Source organism: uncultured Gimesia sp. (assembly GCF_937919775.1).
In the GTDB taxonomy this organism is placed as follows: Bacteria; Planctomycetota; Planctomycetia; order Planctomycetales; family Planctomycetaceae; genus Gimesia.
In genome coordinates this window covers 1-12,371 of the sequence record NZ_CALFPF010000689.1, presented here as the reverse complement: position 1 = coordinate 12,371, position 12,371 = coordinate 1, and the positions used below count along the sequence as shown (strand labels likewise).

Genomic DNA, 12,371 nt, shown 5'->3' with positions numbered 1-12,371 from the left:
AGTTCAGATTCATACATCACATGCCAACTGATGGGGATGACCTGTTCTAACACAAGTAAACTAAGCCTTCATTGTTCGCGTAACTGTCAAAATTATTTTTTAACAAACAGGAAACAAAATGAAAAAGTCACGTGCTCGTAATGTCAAGCGGTCAGGTTTTACCCTGATCGAACTTTTAGTGGTGATTTCGATCATCGCGTTGTTAGCTGCTCTGCTGATTCCAGCAGTTTTCGCAGCTCGTGAATCTGCACGTTCTTCACAGTGCAAAAGTAACTTGCGTCAGTTTGGTCTTTCCATGCACTCTTTCGCTTCGACAGATCCCGGCGGAAGATACTGCACGGGTGCTTACGACTTCCGTCGTGATGGATGTCCTGACACCTGGGGTTGGGTCGCCGACATGGTTAACAGTGGTTCCGGTCTTCCTCAGAAAATGCTCTGCCCTTCATCCACTCTGTTGGGATCCGAAAAACTGAACGACATGATTGGTGTGGCTAACACCAGTAACAAAGACTCTGCGCCACTGGCACGCCTGAGTGAAGGCATCTGTGCCACTTGGACAAGTGGAACCGAAGGAACACAACCTCGTATTCTTCAGGTTGCCAAGATGCTCGAAGATGGATACGGAACAAACTATGCTTCCAGCTGGTTTCTGGTACGTTCCGGCGCGAAAACCACTGCCGGTGTGACTGCCTCCGGTTTGAAGGGTTTTGGCGGTAGCCTGGGTCCATTGACCATTCGTCGTCTGGATTCTTCCCGCGTTTCTTCTTCCGTCGTCTCCTTCCTGGGCTGTGGTGCTCCCGGTGATGTCGGCGAAGCTGTATTGTCTAACAGCATTCCCGGATTTCTTGAAGCCGGTGAGCGATTGGCTGAATCCTTCAACGATGGTCCTGGCATGTGGGATGGAACGAAAATCGTTCTGATGCCTGCCGGAACCAATGTTGTTTCTGCAATTCCTGCTGCTTTGCCTGACCCGAACAGCGCTGGAACTCCCGGTGTTGACGGCAATCTGTGGTTACAGGATTCTCGTGACTGGTTTGCATGGCACGGTCGTGGCCGCAATAAGATCTGCAACATCCTGATGGCTGACGGCAGCGTGAAAGCAATCGTCGACCTGAACGGCGATGGATTCTTGAACCCCGGTTTCACAGGATCTGCCACAGGCGGATCTGGTCACACAGACGCCACTGTAGAACTGCGACCTTCGGAAGTCTTCTCCGGCCCCTGGTTGGACGCTCAGGTTACCAAAGGTAACTTCGAATAATCGAAGATTGAGAATTATTGAAAGACAAGTCTATCGCGAGTGGCTGGTTTAAAACCGGCCACTCGTTTTTTTTATTTACCGATGAATCGTAAAAAAGGTGTCAGGAACCTTAAGTATAAGGTTCCTGACACCTTTTTTACGCCACATTTTTTACGGTGATTATGAGATGATGTCTTTGATGACATGTCCGTGCACGTCGGTGAGACGACGGTCAATGCCGTTGTGCCGGAAAGTCAGCTTCTCATGATCGATACCCAACTGATGCAAAATCGTGGCGTGCACGTCATAACACATCGTCGGATTGGCGGGATCTGCGGGTTTGAAAGACCATTGATCCGATTCGCCGTACGTGGTGCCCCCTTTAATCCCCCCGCCGGCCAGCCAGTTGGTAAACACGAACGGATTATGATCGCGGCCTTTGCTTCCCTGACTGCAGGGCATTCTGCCGAATTCGGTGGTCCATAAAATAATCGTGTCGTCCAGCATGCCGCGCTGTTTGAGGTCTTTGATTAACGCCGCCGCACCGGTTGACATGCCCCGCCCTAAAGGCCAGTGATCGCGTTTGATATCTTCATGCGAATCCCAGTTGCGACGCGGGAACCCGTTGTCGGCTCCCGACCAGATCTGCACGAACCGGACCCCCTGCTCCAGCATCCGCCGCGCCACCAGGCAGTTTCTGCCAAAATACGCGATTTCAGCGGCTTCGCTGATGCCTTCCTGCACTTCATAGCTGGTGGAATCCAGCCCGTACATATTGAGCGTGCTTTTCGTTTCGTTAGAAAGATCGAGTACCTGCGGCGCCTGCAACTGCATTTTGGCGGCCAGCTCATACGATTGAATTCGTGCGTTCAATCGCGAATCTCCCGCGCGTTCCTGTTCGTGTCGCTGATTCAACTGTTTTAATGCGGCCAGAACATCGCGGTCGCTTTGCTTCGTAATAAAATTATTCGAAGCAGGGAACAGATTGGAAATCGGCGTCTGTGAATTCGGGCGAATCATGGTTCCCTGATTGCTGGCCGGTAAAAAGCCGGCAGACCAGTTGGCCGCGCCATTGGGAGCAAATCCGCGCGGATCAGGCAGGACAACAAACGTCGGCAGGTTATCGGTGAGGCTGCCGAGCCCGTAACTGATCCAGGCCCCCATGCCGGGAAAGCCGGGCAGAATAAAACCAGTGGCCTGCATGAATGTCGCCGGCCCGTGCACGTTCGACTTGCTGACCATATTATGGATAAACGCCATCTCGTCTACGCATTCACCCAGCGGTGCGACGCACTCATTGAGCCACTTGCCCGATTCGCCGTACTGCTGCCATTTCCAGGGAGCCTGCATGGTTTTGCCCGGGGAGGATTGAAATAACTGCACCTGTTCGCCGGGGTCCCACGCGTTGCCATTCTCCTTGATCAGTTCCGGTTTATAGTCAAACGTGTCGCACTGACTGGCGGCACCCGACATATAAAGTTGAATCACCCGTTTGGCGCGCGGCGGATGATGCAGTGTGTGTGTGCTGGCTGGCGCTGAAGCGAGCAGACAGTCATCCTGCAGCAGAGACGCTAATGCGATTCCCCCCAGTCCCCCTCCTGCCGACATCAGAAACTCACGACGATCCATAAGATCTCTTCCTGTATTTAATCGATAAAAATGAATTCGTTGCTGTTGAAGATCAGCCGACAGACATTTTCAATGCCATGCTGTGTGCCGATGCTCTGTAAAATAGCCAGCTCAGCCTGTTCCGGCGGCCGACCGAGTGTGGTTTCAAAAGCGAGCTGGATCTGAGTCGAAAGGTCCGTCGATTCCTCTTTGATTTTTCGTGCATAAAAGGCCGACATGCTCACCATGAAGTGATCGTTCAACAGGGAGAGCGCCTGCAGAGCCGTTAATGTTTCCAGACGCTTCGGGGTCATTTGTGAAGGGTCTGCACAGTCGAGCGTTTCCATAAACGGATCGGGAACCGAACGCACGATAAAGCGGTAGATCGAACGTCGATGACTTTCCTCGGAAACGGGATCGTATTTCTGATAGAGATAATGCGGCGAATGTTGCGGTTTTTCGAGCACAAACAGACGGTCTCCCGGCCCGTACATTTTCAGATCCAGTTTGCCGCTGACCTGTAATACGGAATCGCGAATCGCTTCGGCTTCCAGTTTGCGACGGTTCATGCGCCACAAGAGACGATTATCGCCGTCAATCTGATTGCCCTCGGGATGCGTGATCGAAGTCTGCTGATACGCAGTGCTCAACACCAGCAGGCGATGCAATGCTTTCAGCGATTGTCCTTCATCGCGAAAACGGGCCGCCAGATAATCAAGCAGTGCGGGATGCGTGGGGAGGGCTCCCATCTTTCCAAAGTCGTTGGGGGTATCGACGATGGCTTTCCCGAAATGATATTGCCAGACCCGATTCACAATCGAACGCCAGGTGAGCGGGTTTTCGCGGCTGGTGATCCACTGTGCCAGCGCCAGGCGGCGAGCCCCTTCATTCTGCGGATCTTTTAATTGAAACGTGCCGTTGAGACCGGAGATCAGCTTCGGTGCGGATGGCTCAACTTCTTTGACGGGGGCTTTTTCACTTCCGCGACTGAGTAAAAACACGGCCCGCGGTTCGCCTGCAGTCGACTTGAAATTTCCCTGCTGTTTAAAATGAGTCGCAGCCGCGAACACTTTGTGGAGTTGCGGCAGTTGATCCAGTTCCTGTTTGATTCGCGACAATTCTGCCGTGATGGTTTTGAGCGCTGTTTTCTCGTCGGCCGTTGTGAGACTGGTCAAGAGTTGATCGCGTTCCGCTTTCAGTGATACCAGATCTTCGTTGGAGTCGGCGGAATGATAGAATTTGCCATCGGTCAGATTTTTACGAGACCAGCGCGGCAGTGCTTCGATAGAATCGAGTGACTCGACGACCGCCTGTCCGGCAATGTTTTGTCCCTGGGAATTGAGAACTTTGATTTCTCCCAACGCAAACATGAAATCATTCGAGCGGGGCGCGAGCTGCGTGGCTGTCATTCTCAGGTACTGAAAATTCTGGCCCTCAAGTTCGAAGTTTACGAGTTTATTTTGCGGATTGGGAAAGTCCTGCTGGCTGTGGTCGGCGATGATGGTTTTCGTCGCGGCAAAATCACCTGTGTCCGAAATCTCCAGCTTGAACCGTTTCGGAAAACCGAAGCCGGCTTTGATGTTATTATAATCATCATAGGCGGCAATCAGCGTCACCCGCTCTGCCGTGACGGGCTGCTTGAATTTCAACTGCACCCATTTGCTGGTTTTGTCTGTTTTTTCAATCTGGCTGTGGTAACCATATTCCACGCCTTGCCCTTTTTGAGCATTGACGGCTTTGGCAATCTGTTCGTCGAGTTGCGCCAGTTGTTTGCCGCCGCGGGTATGAATTTTCGCTTCAAGGGCCTGCTTCTGTTGCTGGTGCTTTGTCTGCGCAGCCAGCAGTTCTTTTCGTTTTTCGGCGGATTGCGGGTTCGGATCAAAATCGCGGTCTGCGCGGTCGATGCCGGCGAAGACGGCCTGCAGGCCGTAGTAATCTTCCTGCGCGATCGGATCAAATTTGTGATTGTGGCAGCGGGCGCATTGGACCGTCAGACTGACCGTGCTGTTCATGACGGTCGCCACCATATCGTCCCGGTCCAGGTTACGGGTGATTTTTTTCTCAATCAGTTTTTCGTTGATTTCAATCTGGCCCACCCAGTCGAAAGGACCTGCCACGATAAAACCGGTTGCCGGAACACCGTCGGGCGAATGAGGCTGCAGGATATCACCGGCGATCTGTTCCTCGATAAATTGCGTGTAGGGTTTGTCTGCATTGAGAGCGCGAATCACATAGTCGCGATAAGGCCAGGCGTTTTCGCGGAGTTTGTCTTTGTCATAGCCATGCGTGTCCGCATAATGCACGACATCCAGCCAGTGCCGCGCCCAGCGTTCTCCGTAGCGGGGGGATGCCAGGAGTTGATCGACCAGTTTTTCATAAGCACGCGGGTCAGAATCATTGACGAACTTCGTGATTTCTGCCGGCGACGGAGGCAGACCGATCAAATCAAAATACAGACGGCGAATGAGCGTGCGGCGGTCCACGGCGGGGGAAAAGGAAAGGCCTTTTTTGCGCAGCTCTGCGAGCAGAAAAGCGTCGATGGGCGTGCGAACCTGTTTTGTATCCGCTTCAGAGAGTTGCGGTACCGCTGGTTGTTTCAACAGCTGGAACGACCACCAGTCCGTTTGTGAAAGTTGTGCTTCCTGAATGTGCACGCCGTCGGGCCAGACCGCACCCGCTTTGATCCATTGCCTGAGAATTTCAATCTCTGCTTTGGATAAGGGTTTGCCTTTTTTGGGCATTTCCGGTTCCGGGCCGATCACATAATCGAGCAGCAGACTTTCTTCGGGAGCGCCCGCGACCAGCACGCGACCGTTCTCGCCTCCGGCGATCAATCCCTGGCTGCTTTCCAGAGAGAGCCCGCCATCTTTGGTACTCGCGTTATGACATTCAATACAGTGCTGCTGCAGAATCGGCACGACCTGTTTTTCAAAGAGGGAGTCTGCTCCGAAGGCTGCTGACGAACAAGTCAACAGGCAGATTGAAAACAACAGTGGCGTGAAATTGAATTTCCGTCGGGTGAAAAAAAACATATTTGCTTTTCTATTTCTCTCAAAGTGGGAGAATCAATTGGCAGGACGCGGGCTGATACAACTCCCGGTTATTCCAGTAACGATTATAACCGAGAGTTCCAGCGAAGGTTTGACTGTTTGACAAAAAAAGAATTACTCCTTTTCCAGATCAAACAGATGTTGATTATTGCCGTTTTTGAGCGTGACTTTCAGTTCAGTGAGTCGATTAAATTTAGGAGGGATTGCATTGGCATATTCGTCGACCATGGTTTCACCGTCGGTATCGAGAATCTTGTTGCCCGTAGGTACACTGGAATCAATTTCCACCCGATAATCGCCGGGGCTGGGGCCTTTTTCTTTGGGAATCACGAATTTTCCCGATTCAATATTCGCCCCCGCAGTCGCCCCTTTACCTGCGGGAATGAATGTGATCACCCCCTGCTCCACGGGTGCGCCGTCGAGTGTCACCACGCCTTCCACTTGAGTTCTTTCGAAGGCCTTTTCGTTTGTGCAGCCGACCAGTGTCAGCACGGAACTGCAGAGTACCAGCATGATTCGATAATGATTCAACACGTCTCTGGTCCTTCGTATAAAAAACAGGAGCTCAACATTTTATGATCCTTGAAAGTTACGACTCTGGAAGCAGTCTGGTTTAAAAATCGCCGATGACTTCGCCACCGCTCATACTGCTCAAAGCCTGCCAGGTGGTGAGATCGATATTCTCAGAGACGAATCGCACGGCGCCATCACACATCAGCACATGCACGCCGCCGACGTGCAGACTTCGCGAGGCGTTACTGCGGCCGCTTCCGGTAATCGAGCCCGTACAAGGCAGCCGATCTCCTTCGGAAACACAATTGACGACCAGATCGGGGGCAGAACTGTTCGGTCCGACGCGCGTCATCACGACGGTTTCCGGTTCATCGTTCCAGATCCAGGCACGATAATCGTTGGCGGAAGTTTCCGGTTTCAACATTTCCATCATGGCGAGAGTATTACTCGAACCGTCGGTGATATCACGAAACCTGGCACCGAAGGCGTTATTGAAGGGCGCCGGTTTGATTTGTGTGCCGAACGTACCCTGGCCCCAGTTCACGCCGTAGTTTCCTCGAATACTGCCATCGGGGTTCGCGCTCCAGATGGCATCGCGGTCAGTCGGGCATTGCCAGACGGGCAGTGGAACAAGTCGCACGCCGTTACCAGTCGGGATGGAATCGTGAACGGTGTCGTGCCAGTTGCGATTGTGATCGTAGAGGTTATACACATTGGCTTTGTCAATGAAGGGGAGCAGATGTACGCAGAACGGAGTTCGTTTTCCGCTGGGGGTAGAGGACGTGACCACGCGGTAAATCATGCCGGGAGGAAACAGGCGGTGGGTGTCGTGATAATTGTGCAAAGCCAGACCAAGTTGTTTCATGTTATTTTTGCAGGTACTGCGGCGGGCCGCTTCGCGCGCCTGTTGTACCGCCGGCAGTAACAGCGCAATTAAAATGGCGATGATGGCAATCACCACCAGCAGTTCGATTAGTGTAAACGCGGAACGCAGGTGACGGTCATGTTTGCGAGCGACGAACATTAGTTCTCCTTGGTCTCAACCTGAATAGATGTGATTAATAAATAGAAAAACTCCTCGGCAGTTTTAGAACGTAAATCATCTCTGTTGTGTTTAGAGGAGGGAGATCAGGAGTGAACCAAAGCGCGTCCTCATGATTGATATGGCGCGCCGATTTCCGATTTAGTACCGTAAGTTTTGTTTTTTCGTTGAAAATCCGGTAAATCACGAATTTTTCGGTACCAATCCGGATCATTTCGCGCCACATAAGATAGCGGAGACGCGTTGCGGCTGTTCCCTGCGCTGATTTATTTCCCACCGACTCTCTGTGACTGCCACTAACACCTTGTTACTGATAGACTTAACTTCGTCATGAGTGAGCCCTTGAATAATCCGGTCATGAGCGAAGAGTTTTTCCGTTTGTTTTCACGGGACGACCGCAAGGTCTTCGGCTACATTCTGGCGCTGGTGCTGGATCTCGCGGCGGCGGAAGACATTTTTCAGGAAACGTGCGTGATTCTGTGGAAGGAATTTCCCAGCTTTGAGCGGGATCGCAGTTTTTTAAACTGGGCGAATGGCATTGCGTTTAACCAGGTGAGAAAATATCGTCGCAAGTATCAGAACAAGCGTTTGATTTTCAGTGACAGTCTGGTCACAGAGTTGGCGGAAGATGTGTCGGGTATGATTGAAGATCTGAGTCAGCGTCAACTGGCGCTGACCCAATGTATGCAGAAATTAAGTGACCGTGAACGGGAACTGATCGACGCCTATTACGGGGATCAGGAAACCGCGGCCACGGTGGCGGGCCGTTGGAAATGTTCCTCACATGCCATTTATAAAACGATCAAAAAAATCCGAAAAGCATTATTTGATTGTGTGAACCGTCGCCTTTCCAGTGAGATATCCTGATGATTGAACCAGTCCCTCCACTCCGAGCACAGATCCTGGAGTTGGCCGATGCGCAGTGTTCGGGGATTATTACCGAAGCCGAAATGGAAACGCTGGAACGACTGCTGACGGAACATCCTCAGTATCGCAAAGAATATTTGAATTATGTGTTCCTGCATATTGGTCTGGCTGGTACGGCCGGCACGCGGCTGCAGTCTCCGGGTTCAGCGCCGCCACCGGAAGCCGTCGAAACAGAAGCAAAGCAGCAGGCGGTTCGGTCAGCAGACAAAAGTGTGTTTTCTCTGTTTCTGGTTCCGGCGATTTGTCTAGCCGTGTGTCTGTGTGCACTTGGACTGTTTTTGTATTTCCCGGTCGAGCGGCAGGATGCAACGGCGCCGCTGGTCGCCGACAACAGTTCACAATATTATTTCGATGAGAATACGACTCCCCCGGAAGAAGTCGCCACCATCCATGAAGCGATGCAGTCGACGTGGGAACTGTTGGGTAAATATCCCGCGCTGACCGATCGCTTCCAGCCGGGCACTGTGAAAGTGACATCCGGAAACGTGGGCTTTGCATTTTCCGGAGGCGCAGATATTTCGCTGGCCAGCCCTGCTCTGTTCGGCATGGAACGCAAGAATCAGGGAACGCTGTTTTCCGGCACGCTTTCGGCGCGGATGAGCGATCCGCAGGCGCCGTTTACTCTGGAAACGCCGAGTGTCGAAGTGATTGATATGGGAACCGAATATGAGGTCAGTGTGAATGAGGCGGCTGAGACCTTTGTGCATGTGCTCGATGGTCAGGTGGAAGTGAAACCGCGCGGCCGCCTGCCCCGGTTTTTCTGGACCTTCGATCAACCGGAAGACAAACCGTTCACGGATTTGATTGCAGCCAGCCCGATTCGCGCCGGGAAAAATGCGAAACGGGTCCAGGGTTTAGTCGGCAAAGGAGCCGTGCGGTTTAATAACCGACCGGATGCCAGCTTGCTGTTGGGAAACGGGGGCGGTAAAGAAGTGGGCACGGGTGATTATTCTGTTTCGACGGGCATTACCGTCGAAGCCCTGGTGGTTTCGGAGTGGCAGGCTCCTGATGTGTCTCAGAAAAAACGTCCGTTTGACTATGACGAAATCTTTCGCAAGGAAGACGGCAGCTATCGGATATTACTCAGCTTTCAAGACGATGATAAAGCCGGCATCACGCAAATCCCCACGGTCGAACAAGGTCCCTGTCTGTCGTTTGGATTATTCTTATCGGGCATGGGTTATAGCGAACTGGATATGCCTATGGACGGCAAAGAGGGCCGCCCGACGGTAGAAGAACTGCGGGATGGAAAACCGCATCATATCGTCGCGACCTATAACGGCTGGACTGGAGTGAAAGCGATTTACATTGACGGTAAACTGCGAATGAGCCATCGCTTTCCGGTGGGAACGATGATCATCAGCGGCGGCTCGACACCGGCGGTCATTGGAAACCTGATTACGGAACGGTTCGATTCATTAGTGGGCCGCGAACCGTTTACCGGGGTGATTGATGAAGTCGCCTTCTACGATTATGCGCTGGATGCCGCGATCGTCGCCGCGCATTATGAGTGTGTCAAAGCGGGTAAAGATTACTTCGACGGCCAGTTGAAAAAAATTGTGCTGCAGGAAAAACAAGGCGGCAATATCTTCCTCAACAAAGGCGAAAAAATGAAATTCGCCGCGGAAACCGGCCAACCGATGCTGTGAGATCGACCGTCTGCCGACGATGAGAAATACTCTGTCCATTCGCTCGAGTGTGGTACTGCCGACTGGTCCAACAGTAGCGCACGGCTCGGGAAGTATCACACGGCCGATTCAGATTTTGAGATCAAAACTTTGTGTCACAGGTTCTGCACCAGTGATTGTTGCCTCTAAAGTGGATCGAGTGTTATATTTTGCTGGAATCACCGTTTGCTGATTTTGAGGAAGTTCCATGTTTTCTTCCACAGTGATTTGAACGGTATGCTTTCCAGCGACGGCGCCGGGAACACCAGCCTTGAAGTATAACTCGTAGCGGCCTTCAGAATCGGTAGTGCCGTTCGAGGGACGCCCGTTTTGAGGTACGAAGGTAACTTGTGCGCCTGGTAGCGGCTTACCCTGGAGAGTGATGACACCCGAAACAGGGGTGAGTTCCGGGAGATCTGTACCACCGCCTGAACAGCCAGTGAGAACAAAGCAAAGTATCAGCACAGCGGAGAGAGTTTCTAGTCGAGACCGTTTCATGTAAGTAGGTCCTCTTCTGGTAGGATTTATTTTCAATCTGGTTTATAAGGGAAAAACTTCTGAATGAGTCAATTAAAACTCATCCAGAAGTTGAATTTCATTTAACAAGTCACTTCATTAAAACTCAGGCATTATTTCGCCACCGGAAATTGTGATCAGCGCGTTGAGCACAGAAACCTGATCTACGTTTTCACTGACAAACCGCACCGAACCATCACCCAGGAGGATGTGAGCTCCGCCGATGTGGTAACTGCCTGCGCCATTCCTCGCGACGTTAATTCCGGGTGCCACTGCATCGGCGTCCGTGTTTATCCCTTGTCTCAGATTGAGCCAGGAAACATAACTGTAGGTGTCCCAAAACGGACCATTCCAGAGTTCGGTCGACTTCTTCGTAAATGGTGTTTCAACCAGAGCTGCTGTATTTGTTGTACCGTCGATGATGTCACGGATGCGTGCCGAACCGTTAGAGCCGAAAACGCCTTTTGTGGTGAGTGACTCCGCTCCATAAATTGTTGCGATATAGCCGTGCCCCGCTACGAAGCCATAACTTGTGCGGTGTGCCCCCGCATTGTCTCCGAATGTAAGTGCAGGGTTGGCACCGATAGGATTACCGGGATCGGAGGGACACATAAACGCAGCCAGCACACTGGTGGCAACACTATATTGACTTGCTGCAGGTTGTGTTTGAGTGCATTTACCATCGTTGTTGTAAAGTGGTCTCCCACTGGCGAGATTGAAGTTGTACAAGTTATACAAGGGTGCCTGGTCTAAAAAGGGAAGCATCATTTGAAATCCGGTATGATTCAAGATGGGGCCAGTTGGAGTGATCACGTTACAACCAGCTCCCGGGGCAATGTATCCCGGGGGAAAAACGCGATGGGTATCATGGTAGTTGTGCATCGCTAACCCGAGCTGTTTCATGTTATTTTTACAGGTACTGCGCCGGGCCGCTTCTCGCGCCTGCTGCACTGCGGGAAGTAACAAGGCAATCAGGATCGCGATGATGGCAATCACCACCAGTAATTCAATCAGCGTAAAACCGTTTCTTTTGCGGAGATGTCGTTCAAATTTCATAAGAACACCACTTTCAGTAATCGATAAAAAAGTTATTTAAAAAGCCATCCCTTAATTAAAAAATGAGATACAAATGCTAGTCTGGCTTACGAATCAAATACGAACCATTGATGGTATAATCCCCGTCATTTTCAATCTTCTCAAACCAGTCGGGGAGCACCTGAATATCGCTCGTTTGATATCCACTCGCGATACCATGAATGGTGTCATACATCTCAGAAAAATACGTCACATTTTTTTTGCTGGGACCGTTTTTGGCAGTGGTTTCTTCAATGCTGGCAAGCAGTAGATCGGTCGAATCGGGTTCGAATCGAATCGCCTGTTCATTCCCTTGCACGTACCAGAGCTGAGATGTTTCATCAAAGTGCACAACGGCAAAATGCTTTGCGACTCCGTCCCAGCGCTGCTTTTTACTTTCAGGATCTGTAAAACGAACTTTCAGCGGAATGGCAGAATACATGAGATATCTGATTCCAAGGTAGTCATCGATGCCGAACATGCTATGACGGGCATCATTAATGAACACCATGTCCGGCAATATTGTCTGTTTTTTTTCCTGAATCGCAGTATAGAACTCAGGGGAAAGTTTTTTCGCTGTCCGCCATTGTTTCTGCCCTGCAGCGCTGCGCATTGTTTTACCTGCGGGCAGGACCGTTTTGCCTCCCGAAAAATCATTGAGTTCAACATCACCCTTGAAAACCTGCACGCCGGAATCTCCGGATTTTTCAATCTCAACACCAAACAGAGTTCCC

At 51.4% G+C, this 12,371-nt stretch carries 10 protein-coding genes; 3 read left to right on the top strand and 7 right to left on the bottom strand.

What is annotated here, in order from left to right; all coding sequences use genetic code 11:
• Positions 1–118: 118 nt before the first annotated feature.
• Complete coding sequence (locus Q0294_RS19500; RefSeq protein ID WP_299468792.1) at positions 119–1,261, top strand: DUF1559 domain-containing protein; 1,143 nt, start codon at positions 119–121, stop codon at positions 1,259–1,261.
• Positions 1,262–1,420: 159 nt separating this feature from the next.
• Here Q0294_RS19500 and Q0294_RS19495 read toward each other — a convergent pair whose 3' ends face one another.
• The 4 genes from Q0294_RS19495 to Q0294_RS19480 all read right to left on the bottom strand — a co-directional run bounded on the left by Q0294_RS19495 (position 1,421) and on the right by Q0294_RS19480 (position 7,435).
• Complete coding sequence (locus Q0294_RS19495; protein ID WP_299468790.1) at positions 1,421–2,869, bottom strand: DUF1501 domain-containing protein; 1,449 nt, start codon at positions 2,867–2,869, stop codon at positions 1,421–1,423.
• Positions 2,870–2,886: 17 nt separating this feature from the next.
• On the bottom strand, positions 2,887–5,880 hold the full coding sequence (locus Q0294_RS19490; protein ID WP_299468788.1) for a DUF1553 domain-containing protein: 2,994 nt from the start codon (positions 5,878–5,880) through the stop codon (positions 2,887–2,889).
• 132 nt (positions 5,881–6,012) lie between these two features.
• Positions 6,013–6,432, bottom strand: a complete 420-nt coding sequence (locus Q0294_RS19485; protein WP_299468786.1) for a hypothetical protein — start codon at positions 6,430–6,432, stop codon at positions 6,013–6,015.
• A gap of 79 nt (positions 6,433–6,511) precedes the next feature.
• A complete protein-coding gene (locus Q0294_RS19480; protein ID WP_299468784.1) occupies positions 6,512–7,435 on the bottom strand; it encodes a DUF1559 domain-containing protein in 924 nt (307 codons plus the stop codon).
• Positions 7,436–7,783: 348 nt separating this feature from the next.
• Between Q0294_RS19480 and Q0294_RS19475 the strand changes: the two genes are divergently transcribed.
• Both Q0294_RS19475 and Q0294_RS19470 read left to right on the top strand, forming a co-directional pair.
• Positions 7,784–8,320 (top strand): sigma-70 family RNA polymerase sigma factor, encoded by a 537-nt coding sequence (locus Q0294_RS19475; protein WP_299468782.1) that lies wholly within the window; start codon positions 7,784–7,786, stop codon positions 8,318–8,320.
• Positions 8,320–10,029, top strand: coding sequence for a LamG-like jellyroll fold domain-containing protein (locus Q0294_RS19470; protein WP_299468780.1), 1,710 nt, complete (start codon positions 8,320–8,322; stop codon positions 10,027–10,029). The genes Q0294_RS19475 and Q0294_RS19470 overlap by 1 nt, the downstream gene beginning before the upstream one ends.
• A gap of 108 nt (positions 10,030–10,137) precedes the next feature.
• Here the strand turns inward: Q0294_RS19470 and Q0294_RS19465 are convergent, their stop codons facing one another.
• The 3 genes from Q0294_RS19465 to Q0294_RS19455 all read right to left on the bottom strand — a co-directional run.
• Positions 10,138–10,545, bottom strand: coding sequence for a hypothetical protein (locus Q0294_RS19465; protein WP_299468778.1), 408 nt, complete (start codon positions 10,543–10,545; stop codon positions 10,138–10,140).
• Positions 10,546–10,662: 117 nt separating this feature from the next.
• A complete protein-coding gene (locus Q0294_RS19460; RefSeq protein WP_299468776.1) occupies positions 10,663–11,619 on the bottom strand; it encodes a DUF1559 domain-containing protein in 957 nt (318 codons plus the stop codon).
• Positions 11,620–11,695: 76 nt separating this feature from the next.
• The coding region (locus Q0294_RS19455; RefSeq protein WP_299468774.1) for a hypothetical protein at positions 11,696–12,371 on the bottom strand (676 nt) is incomplete at its 5' end.